The sequence below is a fragment of the Rothia sp. 11273D007AR genome, assembly GCF_053547255.1.
The window spans coordinates 60,723-83,217 of sequence record NZ_JBPPWJ010000005.1; the positions used below are offsets into that span (position 1 = coordinate 60,723).

17 protein-coding genes are annotated in these 22,495 nt (G+C 61.0%); 7 read left to right on the forward strand and 10 right to left on the reverse strand.

Going from position 1 to position 22,495, the window contains the following annotated elements:
• The first annotated feature begins 224 nt into the window (after positions 1-224).
• The 5 genes from tkt (at position 225) to pgl (ending at position 7,043) form a co-directional block, all read left to right on the forward strand.
• Positions 225-2,336 (forward strand): transketolase, encoded by a 2,112-nt coding sequence (tkt, locus tag ACED88_RS03915; protein ID WP_449108784.1) that lies wholly within the window; start codon positions 225-227, stop codon positions 2,334-2,336.
• 132 nt (positions 2,337-2,468) lie between these two features.
• A complete protein-coding gene (tal, locus tag ACED88_RS03920; RefSeq protein WP_237222805.1) occupies positions 2,469-3,575 on the forward strand; it encodes a transaldolase in 1,107 nt (368 codons plus the stop codon).
• Positions 3,576-3,761: 186 nt separating this feature from the next.
• The gene (gene zwf / locus ACED88_RS03925) at positions 3,762-5,297 is read left to right on the forward strand and encodes a glucose-6-phosphate dehydrogenase (protein ID WP_449108785.1); all 1,536 of its coding nucleotides are present in this window, start codon (positions 3,762-3,764) and stop codon (positions 5,295-5,297) included.
• Positions 5,294-6,277: a glucose-6-phosphate dehydrogenase assembly protein OpcA gene (locus ACED88_RS03930; RefSeq protein WP_237209351.1), complete on the forward strand. Its 984-nt coding sequence runs from the start codon at positions 5,294-5,296 to the stop codon at positions 6,275-6,277. The genes zwf and ACED88_RS03930 overlap by 4 nt, the downstream gene beginning before the upstream one ends.
• Positions 6,270-7,043, forward strand: coding sequence for a 6-phosphogluconolactonase (gene pgl, locus ACED88_RS03935; protein WP_449108786.1), 774 nt, complete (start codon positions 6,270-6,272; stop codon positions 7,041-7,043). The genes ACED88_RS03930 and pgl overlap by 8 nt, the downstream gene beginning before the upstream one ends.
• A gap of 71 nt (positions 7,044-7,114) precedes the next feature.
• Here pgl and secG read toward each other — a convergent pair whose 3' ends face one another.
• The 10 genes from secG to uvrA form a co-directional block, all read right to left on the reverse strand.
• Positions 7,115-7,372 carry a preprotein translocase subunit SecG gene (gene secG, locus ACED88_RS03940; protein ID WP_237209349.1) on the reverse strand — a complete coding sequence of 86 codons (258 nt, stop codon included), beginning with the start codon at positions 7,370-7,372 and terminating at the stop codon, positions 7,115-7,117.
• A gap of 74 nt (positions 7,373-7,446) precedes the next feature.
• The gene (gene tpiA, locus ACED88_RS03945; protein WP_449108787.1) at positions 7,447-8,223 is read right to left on the reverse strand and encodes a triose-phosphate isomerase; all 777 of its coding nucleotides are present in this window, start codon (positions 8,221-8,223) and stop codon (positions 7,447-7,449) included.
• Positions 8,224-8,336: 113 nt separating this feature from the next.
• Complete coding sequence (locus tag ACED88_RS03950; RefSeq protein WP_449108788.1) at positions 8,337-9,560, reverse strand: phosphoglycerate kinase; 1,224 nt, start codon at positions 9,558-9,560, stop codon at positions 8,337-8,339.
• A gap of 151 nt (positions 9,561-9,711) precedes the next feature.
• Positions 9,712-10,716, reverse strand: a complete 1,005-nt coding sequence (gene gap, locus ACED88_RS03955) for a type I glyceraldehyde-3-phosphate dehydrogenase (RefSeq protein ID WP_185172979.1) — start codon at positions 10,714-10,716, stop codon at positions 9,712-9,714.
• Between the two features lie 302 nt (positions 10,717-11,018).
• Positions 11,019-11,999: a DNA-binding protein WhiA gene (gene whiA, locus ACED88_RS03960; protein WP_237195868.1), complete on the reverse strand. Its 981-nt coding sequence runs from the start codon at positions 11,997-11,999 to the stop codon at positions 11,019-11,021.
• 62 nt (positions 12,000-12,061) lie between these two features.
• Positions 12,062-13,084, reverse strand: coding sequence for a gluconeogenesis factor YvcK family protein (locus tag ACED88_RS03965; protein ID WP_431464336.1), 1,023 nt, complete (start codon positions 13,082-13,084; stop codon positions 12,062-12,064).
• Positions 13,084-13,974, reverse strand: a complete 891-nt coding sequence (gene rapZ, locus ACED88_RS03970; RefSeq protein WP_449108789.1) for an RNase adapter RapZ — start codon at positions 13,972-13,974, stop codon at positions 13,084-13,086. Before rapZ ends, ACED88_RS03965 begins: the two co-directional genes overlap by 1 nt.
• A gap of 47 nt (positions 13,975-14,021) precedes the next feature.
• A complete protein-coding gene (uvrC, locus tag ACED88_RS03975; RefSeq protein WP_449108790.1) occupies positions 14,022-16,010 on the reverse strand; it encodes an excinuclease ABC subunit UvrC in 1,989 nt (662 codons plus the stop codon).
• A 65-nt stretch (positions 16,011-16,075) separates the two neighbouring features.
• Positions 16,076-16,762: a lysophospholipid acyltransferase family protein gene (locus tag ACED88_RS03980; RefSeq protein WP_449108791.1), complete on the reverse strand. Its 687-nt coding sequence runs from the start codon at positions 16,760-16,762 to the stop codon at positions 16,076-16,078.
• A gap of 122 nt (positions 16,763-16,884) precedes the next feature.
• Positions 16,885-19,758 carry an excinuclease ABC subunit UvrA gene (gene uvrA / locus ACED88_RS03985; protein ID WP_449108792.1) on the reverse strand — a complete coding sequence of 958 codons (2,874 nt, stop codon included), beginning with the start codon at positions 19,756-19,758 and terminating at the stop codon, positions 16,885-16,887.
• Between the two features lie 162 nt (positions 19,759-19,920).
• Between uvrA and ACED88_RS03990 the strand changes: the two genes are divergently transcribed.
• A complete protein-coding gene (locus ACED88_RS03990; RefSeq protein WP_449108793.1) occupies positions 19,921-20,625 on the forward strand; it encodes an MBL fold metallo-hydrolase in 705 nt (234 codons plus the stop codon).
• A 44-nt stretch (positions 20,626-20,669) separates the two neighbouring features.
• Complete coding sequence (gene dld, locus ACED88_RS03995; RefSeq protein WP_449108794.1) at positions 20,670-22,382, forward strand: D-lactate dehydrogenase; 1,713 nt, start codon at positions 20,670-20,672, stop codon at positions 22,380-22,382.
• Positions 22,383-22,495: the final 113 nt, after the last annotated feature.

The window sequence follows — 22,495 nt, forward strand, 5'->3', positions numbered from 1 at the left end:
CGGCCACCTGCCCGCTGGCTAATACATTAAGAAGACCTCTGGGATGGGCCGTCCGCTCAGAGGCAAACCAAGCCCACATATGCGCAGGTGAACTATCCTGGAAGTAAAGTCTTGTGCCGTTTTTATCGTGCGCTTGTGTGGGTTTCCCACCGGCCCAGCAGATTACGGCCAAGGAATACGGTTGATAAATATGTCTGGGTAGCCAGATTGAGAGAGGACGGCTGATGCCTAACCTGAATCAGAAGCTTGAATGGACCGAGAAAGATCAGCGTGCGGTCGATACCGCCCGTGTGCTTGCTGCGGACGCCGTTGAGAAGGTTGGCTCGGGCCACCCCGGTACCGCCATGAGCCTGGCTCCTGTGGCCTACCTGCTCTTCCAGAAGGTCATGCGTCAGGATCCCCGCGATGACCGTTGGGAGGGTCGTGACCGCTTCATTCTCTCCCCCGGCCACACCTCGCTGACCCTGTACAACCAGCTCTTCCTGGGTGGTTTTGGTCTGGAACTTGACGACATTAAGGCCCTGCGCACCGCTGGCGCCCTGACTCCCGGCCACCCCGAATTTGGCCATACCAAGGGCGTCGAAATCACCACCGGCCCCCTGGGCCAGGGCCTGGCGTCCGCTGTGGGCTTTGCCTACGCCCAGCGTCGCATGCGCGGCCTTTTTGACCCCGAAGCAGCCCCCGGCACTTCTCCCTTTGACCACACCGTCTTTACCATTGCCTCCGAAGGCGATGTGCAGGAGGGCGTGACCGCCGAAGCGTCCGCTCTTGCTGGCCACCAGCAGCTGGGCAACCTGGTTGTCATCTACGACCGCAACCACATCTCTATTGAAGATGACACCGACGTGGCTTTCACCGAGGACGTCGCAGCCCGCTACGAAGCCTACGGCTGGGATGTTGCCAAGGTGGATTGGACCGTTGGCGGCGACTACAAGGAAGATGTCGAAGCCCTTTACGACGCTATCGTTGCAGCCACCAAGGTCACCGATAAGCCCTCCTTCATCGAACTGCGCACCATCATCGGTTACCCCGCTCCCACCAAGCAGAACACCGGTGGTATCCACGGCTCCAAGCTGGGTGCCGACGAAGTTGCAGCCACCAAGAAGGTACTGGGCTTCGACCCCGAACAGCACTTCGTGGTGGAGCCCGAGATTCTTGAGCACACCCGCGCCCTGGTTGAGCGCAGCGCAGCTGAGCGTGACGAGTGGCAGAAGTCCTTTGATGCCTGGGCTGCCGCCAACCCCGAGCAGGCCAAGCTCTACGAGCGCCTGGTTGCGGGCGAGCTCCCCGCCGAGCTTGATGAGGCCCTGCCCACCTTTGAGGCTGGCACCTCCATCGCTACCCGTGCAGCATCGGGCAAGGTCATCAACGCAATCGCTCCGGTTCTGCCCGAGCTCTGGGGCGGTTCAGCCGACCTGGCCGGGTCAAACAACACCACCATCGATACCGAGAAGTCCTTCAACCCCGAGTCCCGCTCCACCAAGAACTGGACCGGCCACCCCTACGGTCGTGTGCTGCACTTCGGTATTCGCGAGCACGCCGCCGCAGCTATCACCAACGGTATCGCGCTGTCTTCGCCCACCCGTCCTTTCTCCGGCACCTTCTTCGTCTTTACCGACTACCAGCGCCCGGCCGTCCGCCTGGCAGCGCTCATGGGTGTGCCCAACATCTTCGTCTGGACCCACGACTCTATCGGTCTGGGTGAGGACGGCCCCACCCACCAGCCCGTTGAGCACCTGACCGCCATGCGCGCTATCCCCAACCTCGATGTTGTGCGCCCCGCTGACGGTAACGAAACCGCTGTAGCCTGGCGCAAGATTCTGGACATCAAGGACCACCCCGCCGGCCTGGTGCTCTCCCGCCAGAACCTGACCAACGTGGCCCGTGAAGACCTGCACGCGGACGCCGAGGGCGAGAAGTTCGCTTCGGCCAACGGCGCTGCCCGAGGCGGTTACGTGCTAGCTGATACCGAAGGCACCCCCGACGTGATCCTCATTGCCACCGGCTCCGAGGTTGAGCTTGCCCTGGCAGCCCGCACCCAGCTGGCTGAAGAAGGCATCGCAGCCCGCGTGGTCTCCATGCCCTGCCGCGAGTGGTTCGCAGCTGAGTCGGCTGAGTACCGCGAGTCGGTGCTCCCCTCAGCCGTCAAGGCCCGCGTGACCGTTGAAGCCGGTCTGGCTATGCCCTGGCTGGACATCCTGGGTGAAGCCGGTCGTGCCGTTTCCGTGGAGCACTACGGCGCTTCAGCCTCAGCAGAAGAACTCTTCGCTGACTACGGCTTCACCGCCGAGAACGTCGCCGCCAAGGCCCGCGAGTCCATCGCCGCCGCCCAGTAACGGCAACCTACACCCCGGCGCTATGCCGCCACAACAGCGGGCAAGGACGCACCTCGGTTGCGTCCTTGCCCCACACAAGAATTCCGCCGCAAACAGCTACCTGCTTGCGGCCCATGAAAAGAGGAAAACATTATGACTACCCCCACCCAGAAGCTTTCAGACGCAGGCGTCTCCATCTGGCTCGATGACCTCTCCCGCGAGCGTCTCACCAGCGGTAACCTGCAGGAGCTTATCGATACCAAGAACGTGGTCGGTGTAACTACCAACCCCTCCATCTTCGCTGCCGCTCTGTCGAACGGCGCAGCCTACGCCGAGCAGATGAAGAAGCTGGCAGCAGAGGGCACCGAGGCAGAAGCAGCTGGCTTTGCTGCCATGATTGACGACGTGCGCGACGCCTGCGACGTCTTTGCCCCCATCTACGAGGCAACCCAGGGCTTTGACGGCCGCGTCTCCATCGAGGTCTCTCCCCTGCTGGCCCGCGAATCAGCTGCAACCCTAGCCCAGGCTAAGGAGCTCTACTCAGCAGTTGGCCGTGAGAACGTCATGATCAAGATTCCCGCCACCGAAGAGGGCCTAGAGCCCATCGCTGAGGCCCTGGCTGAAGGTATCTCGGTCAACGTCACCCTGATTTTCTCCCTGGAGCGTTACCGCGCCGTCATCAACGCCTACCTGCTGGGCCTCGAAAAGGCACTGGAAAACGGTAAGGACCTCTCAAAGATCCACTCCGTTGCCTCCTTCTTCGTCTCCCGCGTCGACACCGAAATCGACGCCCGCCTTGAGGCCATCGGCACCGACGAAGCTCTCGCCCTGCGCGGCAAGGCCGGTGTAGCTAACGCCCGCCTGGCCTTCGAGGTCTACGAGCAGGCCTTCTCCTCCGAGCGCTGGGCCCGCCTGGAAGCCGCAGGTGCCAACCGCCAGCGTCCGCTCTGGGCATCCACCGGCGTGAAGAACCCCGCCTACCCCGACACCCTCTACGTCACCGAGATCGCAGCCCCCGGCACCGTCAACACCATGCCCGAGGCAACCCTCAACGCAACCTTCGACCACGCAGAGGTTGCGGGTAACGCTATCGAGGGCACCTACGAGGAATCCACCGAGATCCTCAACCAGCTCGAAGCTGTAGGTATCTCCTACAACGACGTGGTAGAAAAGCTGGAAACCGAAGGCGTTGAGAAGTTCGAGGTCTCCTGGAAGGAACTGCTCGACACCGTCACCGCCGCACTGGCTGACAGCAAGTAGTACCGTTTCACGCTGAGGGTGGGGGTCGTATCCCCCACCCTCACTGCACCCGCTCACCATCACCCCAGCCCGGCGGCAAGCACCTGCCGGCCCGGTGGGCACTAGTACACTAGAACAAGAGAACCGCGGCAGCCCCCACGCCTTTCGCAGCTGCCGCCCCAACCAACCTGTGAAGGATTCACGGCGGTGGCCAACACTCACGATTCAAACCCCCTGCGCGACCCGCGCGACCGCAGACTAACCCGCGTGGCAGGCCCGTCCTCCCTGGTCTTCTTCGGCGTCACCGGCGACCTTGCGCGCAAGAAACTACTCCCCGCGGTCTACGACCTGGTTAACCGCGGCCTGCTCCCGCCCAGCTTTGGCCTGGTGGGTTTCGGACGCCGCGAGTGGAGCCACGAGGACTTCCAGCAGGAGGTACGCGGGCACGTTGAAGCCCACGCCCGCACCCCCTTCCGCGAGGACGTCTGGAACCAGTTCGCTGCCGGTATTCGCTTTGTCACCGGCACCTTCGACTCCGATGAGTCCTTTGAAAAGCTCAAGGCAACCCTGGCCGAGCTCGACGAGACCCGTGGCACCCGAGGGAACCACGCCTTCTACCTATCTATTCCTCCCAAGGACTTCGACCAGGTCCTACAGAAGCTAGCTGACCACGACCTAGCCAACCACAACCAGCATGAGGGTTGGCGCCGTGTGGTCATCGAAAAGCCCTTTGGTCATAACCTGGAGACCGCCCGCGAACTCAACGCCATTGTAGAGCGAGTCTTCCCCGCCGATTCAGTCTTCCGAATCGACCACTACCTGGGTAAAGAGACCGTGCAGAACATTTTGGCCATGCGCTTTGCTAACCAGATGTTTGAGCCCCTCTGGAACGCCACCAACGTAGACCACGTACAGATCACCATGGCCGAGGACATCGGCATCGGAACCCGCGCTGGCTACTACGACGGTGTGGGCGCGGCCCGCGACGTGATTCAGAACCACCTGCTACAGCTACTAGCTCTGACCGCTATGGAAGAGCCCGTCAGCTTCAACGCCGAACACCTGCGCGCCGAAAAGGCCAAGGTGCTTGAGGCCGTGCAGATTCCCGAGGATATTGCCTCCGCCTTTGCCATCGGCCAGTACGCTGCCGGTAACCAGGGTGGTGAAGAGGTCAACGGCTTCTTCGATGAGAATGATATTCCCGCAGACTCCCGCACCGAAACCTTCGCCGCGCTCAAGCTGAACATCAACACCCGCCGGTGGGCAGGCGTCCCCTTCTACCTGCGTGCCGGTAAGCGCCTGGGCCGTCGCGTCACTGAAATTGCAGTGGTCTTCAAAAAGGCCCCCAACCTGCTCTTTGGCGGTAGCGCCGATAGCTCCGGCCAGAACGCCATCGTGATCCGTGTACAGCCCGATGAGGGTATGACCCTGCGCTTTGCCTCTAAGGTGCCCGGCACCCAGATGGAAATCCGCGACGTCAACATGGACTTTGGCTACTCCCACTCCTTCACCGAAGAGTCCCCCGAGGCCTACGAGCGTCTGATTCTCGATGTGTTGCTCGGTGAGCCCCCGCTCTTCCCCCGTCACGAAGAGGTTGAGCTCTCCTGGAAGATTCTTGACCCCTTCGAAGAGTACTGGGAAGAAAACAAAATCAAACCCGAAGCCTACGCCCCCGGTTCGTGGGGCCCGGCTTCAGCCCACGAAATGCTGGAACGCGACGGCCGTGCTTGGAGGCGCCCATGATGAAGAAACTCAAAGACACCACTGTGGGCGAGGTTGCCAAGGAGCTCTCCCGCCTGCGCAGTGAGGAGGGGGCGACCACGTCCTCTCGTGTGCTCACCCTGGTCATTCTGGCCGAGAAGGGCCACTCAAAGACCGCGGTTGAGGCGGCCCTGAAGGCCTCCTACGAGCACCCTTCCCGCATTATCGTCCACATTGATTACGGTCAGGACGCCGACGATCGGCTTGATGCCCGCATTTATGTGGGCGGCGACGCGGGTGCTTCAGAACTCATCATTCTGCGCGGGTACGGTTCGGCGGCTGTTGCTACCGAGTCCCTGATTTCGGGGCTGCTGCTACCCGACTCCCCTATCGTTGCCTGGTGGCCCCACTCGGTCCCCGAGAACCCGGCAGAGCACTCTATCGGCAAGATTGCCCAGCGCCGTATCACCGATTCAGCCCGCGCCTACGACCCCTTGGGTGTGCTAGAGAAGCTGGCTGCCAGCTACAAGGACGGTGACACCGACCTGGCATGGATTCGCCTGACCCTCTGGCGTATTCAGATTGCTGCTGTCTTCGACCAGATCGAGCCCTCCCCCGTCAAGCGCGTGGTGGTCTCCGGTTCGTCCATGAGCCCCTCGGTCGTTCTACTCGGTGCCTGGCTGGGTGACCGCCTGGGCGCTGAGGTACACCTGCGCACCACCGATGTACAGCGCGGCCTCTACAAGGTAGAACTTGAACGCGAAGACGGTTCCATCATCATCCACCGCCCCGGTCGCAACATTGCTACCATTTCTTCCCCCGGTGTGCCCGACCAGCAGATTTCCCTGCCTGCGCGCTCCCTGGCCGACTGCCTGGCAGAAGAGCTGCGTCGCCTTGACCCCGATGAGGTCTACGGCGAGGTGCTCAAGTCTGTTGTCGCCAGTGGCAACATCGTGGTCGATGTGAACGTAGACGATGTGCACGATGAGGGCGCCGACTATACGGAGGTCTACGATGCCTAATCCTATCGTCGTTTCCCACCTTGATAAGGCCCAGCTGCAGCTGGCCGGTGCCACCCGTATCATCAATGTAGCTGCCACCGCTGTGGCTGCCCGCGGTATTGCCCACCTCTCGCTGACCGGTGGCACCATGGGCATTGCGGTACTTGCGGGTATTGCAGAAAGCCCGCTGAGCGCTACCGTGGACTGGTCTAAGGTTCATTTCTGGTGGTCAGACGAGCGTTTTGTGCCGCGCGGCCACGCTGATCGTAACGAACAGCAGGCCAAGGACGCCTGGCTCACCTCCCTGGGGCTACCGGAAGAGAACCTGCACATCATGGGTGCCTCAGATGATTTTGATACCCCGGAGGCAGCGGCCGAAGCCTACACCGCTGAGCTAGCCCGCTACGCCCCCGAGGGTGAAGCGTCCCCTCTCTTTGACCTGACCCTGCTGGGTATGGGGCCCGATGGCCATATCGCCTCCCTCTTCCCCGACCGGGCCGAGATTCTAGAGGCTGACGCCACCGCCCTTGCGGTGCACAACTCCCCCAAGCCCCCACCCACCCGCGTGAGCCTGACCCTGCCGGTGATCAACTACTCAGAGCGCATCTGGTTCCTGGTTGCCGGGAGCGACAAGGCCGAGGCAACTGCCCGCCTGCGGGCGGCGTCCGCTCTGCCTGAAACCCAGCTAACCGCCGAGATTCTCACCCAGACCCCGGCAGCTGGAGCCCGCGGCCTGCTCGAAACCCTGATTCTGGCAACCGAAGACGCCCTCGGCTCAGCTTCCTAGAGTTCAGGGATTCAGAGACAAAAAATTCCCGCCTACCGGTGAACCGGTAGGCGGGATTTTTTGATGTAAGCCTAGATAACAGCAACCTCAGAGAAACGCATCACCAGGGCGTAACCGATAATCGCAAAGACCCACAGCAGAATCACTGTAACGGTCAGACGGATCAGGTTTTTAGATGCCATGCCCGAAGAGTTCAGCGAGGTGGTCATGCCACCACCAAACATATCTGAGAGGCCGCCGCCCTTACCGCGGTTCAGTAGAACCAGCAGGATGGTAAGAATGCTCGCGATAGCGATCAGGACCATCAGAATAATCTTGAGGGTTTCCACGCAGAACCTTTCAGTTGGGTTGGTCAGCGCTTCGAAGCGCCATCAATCTACTATACCCCTAGTTAGGGTATCTTCTAGGCCTTAAAGCGTGCGATGTTAGCGAATTCGGTGGCGTCAAGTGATGCGCCGCCCACCAGAACGCCATCGACGTCTGCTTCAGCCATGATTTCGGGAGCTGATGCAGCCTTGACGGAGCCGCCGTAGAGTACGCGGACCTTGTCAGCTACCTCTGCTGAGTAGAGCTTGGTCAGTTCCTCACGGATAGCCTTGCTCATTTCCTGGGCGTCAGCTGCGGTTGCAACCTTGCCGGTGCCGATAGCCCAGACGGGCTCGTAGGCAACAACCAGGGTTTCAGCCTGTTCAGCGGTCAGGCCCTCAATGGAGCCGCGCAGCTGGTCCAGGGTGAAGTCGACGTGCTCGCCGGCTTCACGCTTGTCGAGGCCTTCACCGACGCAGAGTACGGGGGTGAGCTCGTTGCGGTAGGCAGCCTGTACCTTAGCGGCGCAGATAGCGTCGGTTTCACCGTGGATAGTGCGGCGTTCTGAGTGGCCGACCAGCACGTAGGTTGCGCCGAGCTTCTTGAGGAAGACGCCGGAGATGTCGCCGGTGTAGGCGCCGGAGTCCTGGTCTGAGAGGTCCTGGCCGCCGTAGACGATGTTGAGCTTGTCGCCGTCAACGAGGGTCTGTACGGAGCGGATGTCGGTGAAGGGAGGGAAAACGGCAACTTCGACGGTGTCGTAGTCGAAGTTGGTGTCGTCCAGGGTCCAGGCCAGTTTCTGGAGCAGGGTCACACCTTCGGTGTGGTCCATGTTCATCTTCCAGTTGCCTGCGATGAGGGGCTTGCGAGTCATGGGCTCGTTCCTTTCGCGAAATCTTGGGGTGGGTGGGCAGGACGTGGCGGGTGTGCCCGTCCTGCCCGCTGGTGGTTTAACCGCCGGGTGGCTTACTGCCGCGTGGTGTTGTTTTAGGCGCCGAGGGCTTCGAGGCCGGGCAGGGTCTTGCCTTCGATGTATTCGAGGGAGGCACCGCCGCCGGTGGAGATGTGGCCGAACTGATCGTCGGAGAAGCCCAGGTTGCGTACTGCTGATGCTGAGTCACCGCCGCCGATGATGGAGAAGGCTTCTGATTCAACGAGTGCATCGGCAACTGCCTTAGTGCCGCCTGAGAAGGCTTCGATTTCGAAGACGCCTACGGGACCGTTCCAGAAGACCAGCTTGGCTTCCTTGATCTTCTGGGCGAAGAGTTCACGGGTGGCGGGACCGATATCGAGGCCTTCTGCCTTGGCACCCAGCTTACCGCCGGTCAGGTCTTCGATGGGGCGGATTTCGGTGTTGGCATCGTTGGAGAAGTCATCTGACCAGACGATGTCTGAGGCGATAATCAGCTCGGTGCCCTTCTTGGGGGCTTCTTCGAGGTAGCGCTTGCAGTTCTCGAGCTGGTCCTCTTCCAGCAGGGACTGGCCGACCTCGTAGCCCTGGGCCTTGGCGAAGGTGTAGCCCATGCCGCCGCCGATGAGCAGGGCGTCAGCCTTGCCGATGAGGTTGTCAATCACGGCCAGCTTATCTGAAACCTTAGCGCCACCCATCACAACGACGAAGGGGCGGTCGGGGTTCTTGATGACCTTCTGCAGAACGTCAACTTCGGTCTTGACCAGGTCACCCAGGTAGGCAGGCAGTTCCTTGGCGATGTCGTACACCGAGGCGTGCTTGCGGTGAACGGCGCCGAAAGCGTCGTTGACGTAAGCACCGTTCTCGCCGGTCAGGGCAGCCAGTTCTGCTGCGAATTCGGCGCGCTCGGCGTCGTCCTTTGAGGTTTCGCGGGCGTCGTAGCGCACGTTTTCAACGACCAGCAGTTCGCCGTCCTTCAGGGCCTCAGCCTTGGCCTTGGCGTCATCGCCCACCAGGTCGGTTGCGATTGCAACGGGGAAATCTGCCAGTTCAGCCAGGCGCTCAGCGGCGGGCTTGATGGAGTACTGGGGGTCTACCTTGCCCTTGGGGCGGCCCAGGTGGGCGGTGACAATGACGCGGGCACCAGCCTCGGTCAGCTTCTTGAGGACGGGCAGGGAGGCGCGGACACGGCCGTCATCGGTGACGACGCCGTCCTTGAGGGGTACGTTCAGGTCTGAGCGGACGAGGACGCGGCGGCCTGCTACGCCACCGTCAATGAGCTCTGCGAGAGTCTTAGCCATGGGAGTTTTCATCTCCATTGTTTGTGAGGGTAAATGGGGTGGGCACCAGGGTGGTGCCGGGTATAGGTAAGGGTTAGCGAACCGCGCTTGTGCGCGTCGATTCGCTAACCCTATCCTATTGCTGTCTCATGAAAGACCGGTGGATGACAGCTTAGAGAGCTGCAACTACCTTGTTGGTGAACATGACCAGGCGTGAAACGTAGCCGTATTCGTTGTCGTACCAGGCGATAACCTTGACCTGGTTGCCGATGACCTTGGTCAGGGGTGCGTCGAAGACGGTTGAAACGGGCTCACCTTCGATGTCCTTGGAGACGATGGGCTCCTCGGAGTAGGTGATGATGCCCTTCATGGCACCCTCTGCTGCTTCCTTGACGGCTGCGTTGACCTCTTCAACGGTAACTTCGCGTGAAGCGGTGAAGGTCAGGTCGGTGATGGAGCCGGTGGGGGTGGGAACGCGAACTGCGAAGCCGTCCAGCTTGCCCTTCAGTTCGGGCAGAACCAGGCCAACAGCTGCTGCTGCACCGGTTGAGGTGGGAACCATGTTCAGGGCTGCGGCGCGGGCGCGGCGCAGGTCTGAGTGGGGGGCGTCCTGCAGGCGCTGGTCAGCGGTGTAGGCGTGGATGGTGGTCATCAGACCCTTTTCGATACCGAACTTGTCGTTCAGTACCTTAGCCATGGGAGCCAGGCAGTTGGTGGTGCAGGATGCGTTTGAAACGATGTTCATGGTGGCTGAATCGTACTGGTCGTCGTTGACGCCCATGACGAAGGTGCCGTCGATGTTCTTACCGGGAGCAGAAAGGATAACCTTCTTGGCGCCAGCTTCGAGGTGAGCCTTAGCCTTCTCACCGTCGGTGAAGAAACCGGTGGATTCGAGAACAACGTCTACGCCGAGGTCTGCCCAGGGCAGGTCAGCGGGGTTGCGCTCAGCCAGAACCTTGATTTCCTTGCCGTTGACGGTCAGGCCGTTTTCTGAAACAGCAACTTCGCCGTCGAAGCGACCCATGATGGAGTCGTACTTGAGCAGGTGTGCGAGGGTCTTGACGTCGGTCAGGTCGTTGATAGCAACGATTTCGAAGCCTTCGCCGTGCTGCTGTGCTGCGCGGAAGAAGGTACGACCGATGCGGCCAAAGCCGTTAATAGCTACGCGTACAGTCACTGAAATCAAACTCCTAGATACAGTTAGTGACGTTGGTGGACGAGACGCCGGTTCTGGCGTTTCATCGCCGAACTTGGGAAAACGTGGTTCCTTCAGCTCAAGCGGGTGAGCTCTCGTCCGGTTCGTTAACCATCATACCCTGTTTATGTGAGTTTTGGTGTGTTTCTGTCGTTTTTTTAAGTGGACTTACGTGCGTTTATGGACGCTTGACCCCCGTTTTGACCTGCAAATATGGGTTTTGCCGGGTGAGAGCATGAGGAAGACCACCCAGTAAAGGGCAAACCAACAAAAACCCACACAGCCTAGTTGGGGTGGTTTGTGCCGTTCACGCCCGCTTCAGTGCCGGGGATTCCACGCTCGGCGGCCCGTTTATCGGCCATGGCAATCAGGCGGCGGATACGACCGGCGATAGCATCTTTGGTCATGGGTGGTTCAGCCAGGCGGCCCAATTCGTCAAGGGATGCCTGCTTGTGGGCAACACGCAGTTCGCCGGCGTAGCGCAGGTGCTCGGGTACCTTATCGCCCAGGATTTCCAGAGCCCGTTCAACGCGGGCACCGGCGGCAACTGCTGCCTGAGCTGAGCGGCGCAGGTTGGCGTCGTCGAAGTTAGCGAGGCGGTTAGCGGTCGCGCGAACCTCTTTACGGGCGCGGCGTTCCCGCCAGTTGTCGAGGGCGTCAACAGCACCCATGCGCTCTAGCAGCAGGGAGATGGTCTCACCGTCACGCACGACCACCCGGTCTACTCCGCGTACTTCGCGGGCCTTGGCAATCACGTCGAGTCGGCGGGCGGCACCGACCAGGGCTAGGGCAGCCTCGGGGCCGGGGCAGGTAAATTCCAGGGCGGACGAACGCCCGGGCTCGGTCAGCGAACCGTGAGCCAGGAAGGCCCCGCGCATGACAGCTTCAGCATCGGCCAGGGAGCCGTTGACCACGGCAGGGGGTAGACCGCGGACGGGGCGACCGCGTCCGTCCAGCAAACCGGTCTGACGGGCTAGCGCTTCGCCGCCCTGATCAACGCGAACAACGTAGCGTCCGCCCCGGCGCAGCCCGCCACCCGAGATAGAGGTAATGGAAGCCTCATGGCCGTACATTTCGGCGATGTTATAGCGCAGGCGCTCTGCGGTAGTTTCAAGGTCAACTTCAGCCTCGACCACGATTTTGCCTTGCACAAGGTGCAGACCGTTCGTGAAGCGCAAGATTGTGGCCACCTCAGCTTTGCGCACGGATGAGCGCGTGGCTTCGTAGTGTGCCAGCTCTTCTTTGACCGATGCCGTCAGGGCCATGCGGGTCTTCCTCCAAAGTAGTGTCTGCTCTCGTAAGCGAGGGTGCCGGTGTGTGGTCGGCGTTAGCGTTTGAAGACGTGCTTGTAGGCAGCTGCTAGTTTAAGGGGGTCGTGGACGCCGGGTTGGTCGGCTTCCGCTACGTCAGCCCAGAGCACCTTCGCCCCTAGCTGGGCCGCTACGTCTTCAAATGTGGTGCGCTCTCCTGCGGTCGCAGGATCAGCGATAACTGTATTAACCCTAATTTCTGGAACGTATTCACGCAAAACGAGCAGGTGGTCTGCGGCACTCATACCGCGGGTTTCTTTGCCGTCAAGTTCCAGATTCATGACCAGGCAAATCTGGGCGCTGGTGTTGAGTATGGCGTCGCGCAGGCCGGGCAGGAGCAGGTGCGGGAGCAGGGAGGTGTAAAAAGAACCCGGCCCTAGCACCACCCAATCGGCCTCGTGCACCGCGCGGATGGCGTCCGGGCAGGCTTCGGTGTTCTCGGGGAGCAGGCGGACCTTGTCCACACGCCCTGCCTTGGCGAGGGTTGCCTGGCCCTGGACAGTATCGCGGAAGGTCACCCCGTGATCGTTGGTGGTGACGATATCGCCTTCAATAATCAGGGGCGAGGTCGCCATGGGCAGCACTCGCCCGCGGGCGTTGAGTAGGGCCCCGGCCCAGTCCAGTCCAGCGATGGTATCGTCCAGGAGCTCCCAGAGGGTGACAATCAGCAGGTTACCCAGAGCGTGGTTATTGAGGGAGGTAGGGCGTTCCGGGCTTCGAGGAGTGAAGCGGTGCTGCATGACGTCGCGCCAGGTGTGCCCCCAGTCGGTATCGTCGCACAGGGCCGAAAGAGCCATGCGCAGGTCTCCGGGTGGCAGCACATCCAGCTCTTCGCGGAGCTTACCCGAGGAACCCCCGTCGTCCGCCACGGTTACCACGGCGGTGAGGGCGGTGGTGATGAGCTTGAGGGCAGAAAGGGAACCGTAGAGCCCGTGGCCGCCACCCAGGGCAGTGACGCGCACGGGTAGGTCGTGCCCCTGGGTGGTGATGGGTAGCAGACCGGTTTCGGGGAAACGGCTCATACGAGTTGCCTCAGACATTATTCACGCCCCATGTCGCGGTGGTGCACGGAGATGTTTACATCTTCCATTTCGCTCAGGCGGCGGGCGACCTCTTCGCTCACGGCAACCGAGCGGTGTTTACCCCCGGTGCAGCCGATGGCAAAGGTAGCGTACAGCTTTCCTTCGCGGCGGTAGCCGGCGATAACGGGCTGTAGTGCAGCGATGTAGTTGCTGATGAACTCTTCGGTGCCGTCCTGGGCAAAAACAAAGTCGCGGACGGCGGCGTCCTGCCCGGTCTGGGCGCGCAGGCCGGGCACCCAGTGGGGGTTAGGAATAAAGCGCATATCGGCCATGTAGTGCACATCGGAGGGGGTACCGTACTTAAAGCCGAAACTCATGACGGTGATGTTAACCAGACGTTCCTTGCCCGGGGCGTAGGTTTCGCGCACCTTTTTTGCCAGCTGGTGGATATTCATGCCGGAGGTGTCGATGATGTAGTCGGCTTCCTCCTGCAAGCCAGCGAAGATGCGGCGTTCTTCGGCAATTGCCTCAGCTACAAGCCCACCCTGCTGAAGAGGATGAGGGCGGCGCTGGGCCTCGTAGCGGGCGATGATGTCCTTATCGGCAGCGTCCATGAAGAGCATGGAGAAGTCGATATCTGAGGCACGGAGCTTATTGATAGCTTCAGGCAGGTCGGCCAGCTGGCGACGGGCACGAATATCGATACCCACAGCTACTTTGGGGAATTTGCCCGGTGAGTCTTTGACCAGCTGGGCCAGGGAGCCGAGCATCTGAGGGGGAATATTATCAACCACGTACCAGCCCTCGTCTTCGAGGGTGTTGGCTGCTGTGGATCGGCCGGCTCCCGAGATACCGGTAATCACGAGAATCTGCGGCTTGACGGTCTGCTCGCTGGAGGTGGGTGACATGGGTGGGATCTCTCGCTTCCACAAATCATTGGGGTGGTAGTTCTAGCTTAGTGCACGGCTTCATTCTTGGGGTCGCTCTCAGCACCCGGTGTGAAACGCTCCAGAATTTTCTGTGCCATGGCCGGGCCGATGCCGGGCACGGCCTGCAGCTCCTCAGCGCTCGCTTCTGAAAGCTGTTTGAGAGAGCCAAAGTGTTTGATGAGGGCTTCGCGTTTGGCAGGGCCCAGCCCGGGTACGGTGTCGAGTGCTGATTTGACCATTTCTTTACCCCGCTTAGAGCGGTGGAAGGTGATAGCGAAGCGGTGGGCCTCATCGCGAATACGCTGAATCAGGTACAGGGCATTAGAGGTTCTGGGCAGGATGACGGGGAAGTCGTCGCCCGGAAGCCAGAGCTCTTCGAGTCGCTTGGCGATACCGACCACATAGATATCGGTAATTCCCAGGTCTTCGAGGGCCCGGGTGGCGGCGGCAACCTGGGGCTGGCCACCGTCCACCACGACCAGGTTGGGCGGGTAGGCGAACTTGGCCGGTTCCTTGGTGTGCAGGTCCTCGTCGCTGATTTGACCGGACGCCCGCACCCGGGCCCCTGGGGCCTCGTCGGTGAGATAGCGGCGGAAGCGTCGGTAGATGACGTCGTACATGCTGGCGGTATCGTCGCGGGCGGCGTCCCCGGTAATGGAGAACTTGCGGTAGTCGCTCTTCTTGGGCAGGCCGTCCTCAAAGACCACCATGGAGGCCACCACGTTAGTGCCCTGCACATGGGAGATGTCGTAGCACTCGATGCGCATGAGGGCTTCGGGCAGCTCCAGGGTCTCTTGGAGCTCCACCAGGGAGGCCGAGCGGGTGGTGAGGTCCCCTGCCCGTCGGGTCTTGTGCAGGGTCAGGGCCTGTTTGGCGTTCTCGGCAACGGTTGCCATCAGCTCAACCCGGTCGCCGCGCTGGGGCACACTAATGGTCACCTTGGCTCCGCGCACGCCCGAGAGCCATTCTTCGAGCTTCTTGTGGTTTTCGGGTAGAACCGGCACGTTGATGTGGCGGGGTATCTCGTTGAGGTTGTGATTGATCTCTTCCTCGGTTGACCCAGCGGCCAGGGCGGCAGCGGCTTCGCCGTAGACCTGAACCAGTAGATGGTCGACCAGGGCTTCGGGGGTGGAGTCTTCGACCTTCTCAACGATCCAGCCCCGCTGGCCGCGGATGCGCCCCGCCCGCACGTAGAACACCTGCACCGCAGCTTCTAGGTCATCTTCAACAAAGTTGAACAGGTCGGCATTCACCGAATCGGGCAGCACTACGGCGTTGCGTTCAAAAGCCTTGGTCAGGGCTTCGATGTCATCGCGCAGGCGGGCCGCCTTTTCAAAATCAAAGTCGGCGGCGGCGTCCTTCATCTGCCGGGTCAGGTCAGCTATGTACTTTTCGGCACCCCCGGCCATAAAAGAGCAGAAATCTTCAGCGATTTTTTGGTGGTCTTCACGGCTGATCTTGCCCACACAGGGGGCTGCGCACTTATCGATATATCCCAGTAAGCAGGGGCGGTCGGACGCCTGGGCCCGGTTAAAGACGCCGGTAGAGCAGGTGCGCACCGGGAAAACCCGCAGCAGGGCATCGAGGGTTTCACGAATGGCCCAGGCCTGGGAGTAGGGACCAAAATAGCGCACCCCCTTCTTCTTCTCACCGCGCATGACCTGGGCACGGGGGAAGCGGTCCTTGAGAGTCACCGCCAAGTAGGGGTAGGACTTATCGTCGCGGAAGGCGATGTTGAAGCGGGGCTTATATTCCTTGATCCAGGTATATTCCAGCTGGAGGGATTCCAGCTCGCTACCCACCACCGTCCACTCCACCGACGCTGCGGTGTGCACCATAGCGTAGGTTTTAGGGCTGAGAGAATCAACGCGGGCAAAGTAGGAGTTGAGGCGGTTGCGCAGATTCTTGGCCTTGCCCACATAGATAATGCGGCCCACATCATCACGGAAGCGGTAAACCCCGGGGTTGGTGGGGATTTCGCCGGACGCCGGGCGGTAGGAGGCAGGATCGGCCACGTGTATCAGGTCCTTTGAGCTGGGTCAGGTGCGGCAGGAGCCTCTAGTCCGCAAAGTCTGCTGGGCTAGATTCCCCCGTCGCGTTCTGCTGACGGTGAGACGTTATATTCGTTTTTGCGGGGCTGACCAGAAAGCTGGGCGATAGCATCCATAATCTGGTCGGTGGTCTGGCGGCGCTGCTTGCCGCTCATACGCTCCCCCAGTTTTTCGAAGGTCATGGGCTCCCCCACCCGCACCGTAAACCGGTGAGGGTAGACCATGTTGGAGCCCGGTTTTTGAATCTTATCGGTACCAATCAGGCCGATAGGCACTACGGTGGCCCCGGTCATGTGAGCCAGCCAGGCTACCCCGATTTTTCCCTTATAGAGGTAGCCGTCGCGGGAGCGGGTGCCCTCGGGGTAGATACCGAAGACTCTGCCCTCAATGAGGCGGTCAAGGGCGGTTTCGAGGGCCTTCATGGACTCTTTTTTGTCGGTGCGGTTAACCGGAATAATATCGATGACCTGGAAGAGGGTCTTCATGGCCTTGCCCTTGAGACCCGGTGAGTTGACGTACTCAGACTTGGCGAGGAAGGCAACTCGACGGGGCATGAGGGCTGAGATAATCACCGAGTCGAGGAAGGCCAGGTGGTTGGAGGCCACGATGACGGGGCCCTCAGCGGGGAAGTTCTCAAGGCCGGTCACGCGGGCGCGGAAGACGGTACGGAGCAGGGCTTCGACGGTCTTTTGAGTTGCCTTGTATTTGAGGGACATGAGAACTCCTTGGTGCACAGCTGGCGGGGCCTACCGTGGCAGGCACCCCACCCGGGGTATGCTTTTTGAAATTTTAGGGCTGTTTTGACCTATTTAGCATACCCCGGCGGGGTGTTGCTGCCCTAGAGCATCTCAGCTAGGAAGCGGCCGGTGTGGGATTCGGGAACGGTTGCCAGCTGCTCGGGGGTACCGGTTGCCAGCACGGTGCCACCGCCGTCGCCGCCTTCGGGGCCCATGTCGATGAGCCAGTCGGCGCTCTTGATGACGTCCAGGTTGTGCTCGATGGTAATGACGGTGTTGCCCTTATCCACCAGGCCCTGTACCACTCCAAGAAGCTTGCGGATATCTTCAAAGTGCAGACCGGTGGTGGGCTCATCGAGCACATAGATGGAGCGGCCGTTAGAACGCTTTTGCAGTTCGGTAGCCAGCTTGACGCGCTGGGCTTCACCACCGGAGAGGGTGGTCGCGGACTGGCCCAGACGCACGTAGCCGAGGCCCACGTCCACCAGGGTATCGAGGTAGCGCGAAATCTTGGTGAAGGCGGCGAAGAATTCGGCGGCTTCAGAGACCGGCATTTCAAGGACGTCGGCAATGGTCTTGCCCTTGTAGTGCACTTCGAGGGTCTCGCGGTTGTAGCGCTTACCCTTGCAGACCTCACAAGGCACGTAGACATCGGGCAGGAAGTTCATCTCAATCTTGAGGGTGCCATCGCCCGAGCAGGCTTCGCAGCGTCCGCCCTTGACGTTGAAGGAGAAGCGACCGGGCTGGTAGCCGCGCATCTTGGCTTCGGTGGTTTCTGCAAAGAGCTTGCGGATGTGGTCAAAGACGCCGGTATAGGTCGCCGGGTTCGAACGCGGGGTGCGGCCTATGGGCGACTGGTCTACGTGGATAATCTTGTCGAGGTGTTCCAGTCCGGTGATGGTCTTGTGACGGCCCGGAACCTGCTTGGCCCCGTTGAGTTTATTGGCCAGGGAGGTATAGAGAATATCGTTGACCAGGGTGGACTTACCTGAACCGGAAACACCGGTAACGGCGGTGAGCACGCCCAGAGGGAACTCGACATCCACGTTCTTGAGGTTGTTTTCGCGGGCCCCAATGACCTTGATGGTGCGTTTGGGGTCAACCGGACGGCGGGTGGCAGGCACTGTGATAGCGCGACGCCCTGCCATATAGTCACCGGTCACTGACTCCTTATTTTCAAGCAGCTCAGCATAGGTACCCGAGTGCACGATCTGGCCGCCGTGCTCGCCCGCGCCAGGGCCGACGTCCACAATCCAGTCGGCTTCCTTCATGGTGTCCTCATCGTGCTCCACCACAATCAGGGTATTGCCCATGTCGCGCAGCTTGGTGAGAGTTTCAATCAGACGGCGGTTATCGCGCTGGTGCAGACCAATGGAGGGCTCATCCAGCACATAGAGCACGCCCACCAGGCCAGAACCAATCTGGGTTGCCAGGCGGATACGCTGGGCTTCACCACCCGAGAGAGTACCAGCTGAACGAGCAAGGTTCAGGTAGTCCAGCCCCACATCCAGCAGGAACTGCAGGCGGGCATCGATTTCCTTAAGCACCAGCTCAGCAATCTTAGCCTCACGCTCACTCAGGGTCAGCGAGCGCATGAAGGTGAGGGCCTCACGCATGGGCATCTCGGTGACGTCGGCGATGGATTTGCCGCCGACGGTGACGGCCAGGATGGTGGGGTTGAGGCGGGCGCCGTTACAGGCGGTGCAGGCGACCTTGCGCATGTACTGTTCGTAGCGGTCTTTGGACCAGTCTGATTCGGTTTCTTCGTACTTGCGCTTGATGTAGGCGCTGGCGCCTTCGAAGCCGGAGGTGTAGCGGCGTTCGCGACCGAAGCGGTTTTTGTAGGCGACGGTGACCTTGTAGTCCTTGCCGTTGAGGATGGCTTTTTTAACCTTGGCGGGCAGGTCTTTGAAGGGGGTAGCTAGGTCGAAGTCTAGTTCTTCGGCCAGGCCAGCTAGCAGGCGGAGCCAGTATTCACTGGTGGCCTTGCCGGTGGCCCAGGGGGCAACGGCGCCTTCGGCTAGGGAGAGGTCGGGGTTAGGGACGATGAGGTCGGTGTCCACTTCGAGGGTGGAGCCGATACCGTCGCAGGCTGCGCAGGCACCAAAGGGTGAGTTGAAGGAGAAGGCTCGGGGTTCGACCTCGGTGACGGCTAGGGGGTGGCCATTGGGGCAGGCCAGGTTTTCGCTGAAGGAGCGGGTGCGGCCGGGGGCGTCGGCGTCCTCATCAACGAAGTCGATGAGCACCTTGCCATCGGCCAGGGAGAGAGCGGTCTCGACGGAGTCGGTCAGGCGCTGGTGAACGCTTTCCTTGATGGCGATACGGTCAACCACGACCTCGATGGTGTGCTTGTACTGCTTTTCCAGCTTGGGCGGGTCGGTCAGCTGGATGACCTCGCCGTCCACGCGGGCACGGGCGTAGCCGGCGGTGGAGAGTTCTTTGAAGAGGTCAACGAACTCACCCTTGCGGGCTGAGACGACGGGGGCAAGCACCTGCAGGCGAGTTTTCTCGGGGTAGTCCATGAGCGTGTCGACGATTTGCTGGGGGGACTGTTTGGAGATTTCTTCGCCGCATTCGGGGCAGTGGGGGTGCCCCACGCGCGCCCAGAGCAGGCGCATGTAGTCGTAAATTTCGGTGATGGTACCGACGGTTGAACGCGGGTTCTTGGAGGTTGATTTTTGGTCGATGGAGACGGCCGGTGATAGGCCCTCAATAAAGTCGACATCAGGCTTATCGACCTGGCCCAGGAACATGCGGGCGTAAGAGGAGAGGGACTCGACGTAGCGGCGCTGGCCTTCTGCAAAGATGGTGTCAAAGGCCAGGGAGGATTTACCGGAGCCGGAGAGGCCGGTGAAGACGACCATGGCGTCGCGGGGGATGTCGAGGTCGACGTTTTTGAGGTTGTTTTCGCGGGCGCCCTGCACACGGATATGGGTGAGGTCGTTGCCGGTGGGTTGTGTGGCTGAGCCTGCCATGAGTCACCTATCTAAGAGATTGTTTCGAAGATATATTCTATAGGGTTTGCGTGGGCGATGAAAGCGTCTACCCCTCCCGGTTTGTACCGCCTCCTGCTCATTCTGGGGTCTTAAAACGGGCAGGGCATGGTACAAAGTGGTGTGAGAGCCTAGAATGGGGTCATGAGTGACCTAGCCAATACCCTGATTTTTGAGTCCGATGCCCTGACCGTGCGGTCCATTGCGGTATCGGAGATGGAAAACAACGTCTACCTGCTGACCCACCGGGCAAGCGGTGGGCAGGTGCTGATTGACGCCGCGGACGATTTTCCCGCCATCAATACCTTCGCCCAGCAGGCTGCCGCCACTGACTCCCCCGCTGCCCACGACCAGGCGGGGGCTGGCGTCCGCGCCCTGGTGACCACCCATTCCCACTGGGACCATATCCGCGCCCTGTCCGATGCTGTTGAAGCTTGGGACCCGGCAACCTACTGCGGCGCCCCCGATGCTGAGGCTATCGCCGAGCAGGAAGGCGTAGAGGTTGAAGAACGCCTGGTGGGCGGCGAGCGCCTGACCCTAGCCGGTATTGAGCTTGAGGTGATTGCCCTGCGCGGGCATACACCGGGTTCAATTGCCCTGGCCCTACGGGCACCTGAGGGTGCGGACGCCGGTGAGCGGGTTCTGCTGTTCACCGGGGATTCGCTCTTCCCGGGCGGGGTGGGCAAGACCAACTCTCCCCAGGATTTTGAGCAGCTCTTTGCCGATGTTTCAGAGCGCATCTTCGGCCGCTTTGACGATAGAACCCTGGTGCTGCCGGGCCATGGCGACTCCACCACCCTGGGCAGGGAACGCCCCCAGCTGCCTGCGTGGAAGGAGCGGGGCTGGTAGTAGAATCAAAGTGAAAGCACTAGCCCTCGACAGAAAGATGTGAGATGACCTCCCCAGCAAACTCAGGAGCCCATCAGCAGGCCCTCGCGGCATTCAAGGACATTGTGGGCTCTGACCATGTGCTCACCGCAGAGCACGCGACCATGCCCTACAGCAAGGGCTACCGCTTCGGCGGCGGCCCCCTGCTTGCCGTCCTCCGCCCCACCACCCTGGTGCAGATGTGGAAGGCGCTCCAGGTCTGCGTCGACCACAACCTCATGGTAATTCCCCAGGCCTCTAACACCGGTCTGACCGGCGGTTCCGGCCCCGGCTTCCAGGACTACGACCGCCCCATCGTGCTCATCTCAACCCACCTCATCAACCAGGTGCACCTGATTAACGACGCCCACGAGGCCATCTCCCTGGCCGGCGCCACCCTCACCCACCTGACCGAAGAACTGGCACCACACGGCCGCGAACCCCACTCGGTGATCGGGTCCACCTCCATCGGTGCCTCGGTCATCGGCGGTATCGCCAATAACTCCGGCGGCAGCCAGATTCGTAAGGGCCCGGCCTTCACACGCGAAGCCATCTACGCCCGCGTCACCGAAGAAGGCAAGGTCGAGCTGGTCAACCACCTGGGCATCTCCCTGGGCGATGACCCCGAGGTCGCCCTCGACCGCCTGCAGCGCGGCGCCTGGTCGGCGGACGATGTCACCCCCGCCCCTGCCGACAGCAGCGAGACCGAGTACGCCGCCCACCTGCGCAAGATGGAGCCGACCCCCGCCCGCTACAACTCCAACCCCGAGTACCTGTTTGAGGCGTCCGGATCCGCTGGCAAAATCATGGTCTTTGCCGTGCGAACCCGCACCTTCCCGCTCGAGAAGAACCCCGCCATGTTCTACATCGGCACCCACAACCCTCGCGAACTCGAAGAAATCCGCCGCATCTTCCTTGAAGCTGACATGCCCCTGCCCATCTCGGGTGAGTACATGGGCCGTAGTGCCTTCGACCTGGCAGAAAAGTATGGCAAAGACACCTTCGTCTTCCTCAAGTACATGAGCTCTGCCCTGCAGACCCGCATGTTTGCCTTCAAGACCTGGGCTAACGGGGTCTTCGGTAAGGTTCCGGGCATCGGCCCCACCTTCGCAGACACCGTCTCCCAGCGTTTCTTCGACCTGGTCCCCAGCCAGCTGCCCAAGCGTATGCTGGAGTACCGCGACCGCTTCGAACACCACCTGCTGCTCACCGTCAGCGAGGCCCAGAAGCAGGCGACCGAAACCATGCTCAAGGACTTCTTTGCGGCCCCCGAGCACGAGGGTGATTTCTTCATCTGCACGGCGGACGAGGCACAGAGCGCCAACCTCCACCGCTTCGGCGCTGCCAGCGCCGCCACCCGCTACGCCAGCATGAAGCGCAAGGAGCTGGGCGGGCTCATCCCCATCGATGTTGCCCTGCGCCGCGATGACTGGGACTGGCTAGAAGTGCTGCCCCCTGAAATTGCTAGCCAGCTGGATGTTACCGCCTACTACGGCCACTTCTTCTGCCACGTCATGCACCAGGACTACGTCGCTAAGAAGGGCGTTGACCCCCATAAGCTGCACGACGATATCCAGGAGCTGCTCGAGGCCCGTGGCGCCAAACTGCCGGCTGAGCACAACTATGGCCGTCTCTACCACATGCCCGAAGCTATGGTGGAGCACTTTAAGGAGCTTGACCCCACCAACACCTTCAACGCCGGCATCGGTGGCACCTCCCCCAAGAAGGACTGGGCCTAGTCGCCGCTTATCCGCCTGTAGGCGGGGAACAGGTTCATCCTGACGGCTGATTTCTTAAGACAGGTGTGAGACTACACTGGTTTTTACAGACACATGAAAACCATTCTCACCAG

Bases quoted from the DNA above. Each gene is read 5' to 3' on its own strand.
- whiA (WP_237195868.1), bottom strand. From the start codon at position 11,999: ATGGCCCTGACGGCATCGGTCAAAGAAGAGCTGGCACACTACGAAGCC.
- tpiA (WP_449108787.1), bottom strand. From the start codon at position 8,223: ATGACTCGCAAGCCCCTCATCGCAGGCAACTGGAAGATGAACATGGAC.
- ACED88_RS03950 (WP_449108788.1), bottom strand. From the start codon at position 9,560: ATGGCTAAGACTCTCGCAGAGCTCATTGACGGTGGCGTAGCAGGCCGC.
- rapZ (WP_449108789.1), bottom strand. From the start codon at position 13,974: ATGTCACCCACCTCCAGCGAGCAGACCGTCAAGCCGCAGATTCTCGTG.
- tkt (WP_449108784.1), top strand. From the start codon at position 225: ATGCCTAACCTGAATCAGAAGCTTGAATGGACCGAGAAAGATCAGCGT.
- uvrA (WP_449108792.1), bottom strand. From the start codon at position 19,758: ATGGCAGGCTCAGCCACACAACCCACCGGCAACGACCTCACCCATATC.
- ACED88_RS03980 (WP_449108791.1), bottom strand. From the start codon at position 16,762: ATGTCCCTCAAATACAAGGCAACTCAAAAGACCGTCGAAGCCCTGCTC.
- ACED88_RS03990 (WP_449108793.1), top strand. From the start codon at position 19,921: ATGAGTGACCTAGCCAATACCCTGATTTTTGAGTCCGATGCCCTGACC.
- dld (WP_449108794.1), top strand. From the start codon at position 20,670: ATGACCTCCCCAGCAAACTCAGGAGCCCATCAGCAGGCCCTCGCGGCA.
- tal (WP_237222805.1), top strand. From the start codon at position 2,469: ATGACTACCCCCACCCAGAAGCTTTCAGACGCAGGCGTCTCCATCTGG.
- ACED88_RS03930 (WP_237209351.1), top strand. From the start codon at position 5,294: ATGATGAAGAAACTCAAAGACACCACTGTGGGCGAGGTTGCCAAGGAG.
- ACED88_RS03965 (WP_431464336.1), bottom strand. From the start codon at position 13,084: ATGTCTGAGGCAACTCGTATGAGCCGTTTCCCCGAAACCGGTCTGCTA.
- pgl (WP_449108786.1), top strand. From the start codon at position 6,270: ATGCCTAATCCTATCGTCGTTTCCCACCTTGATAAGGCCCAGCTGCAG.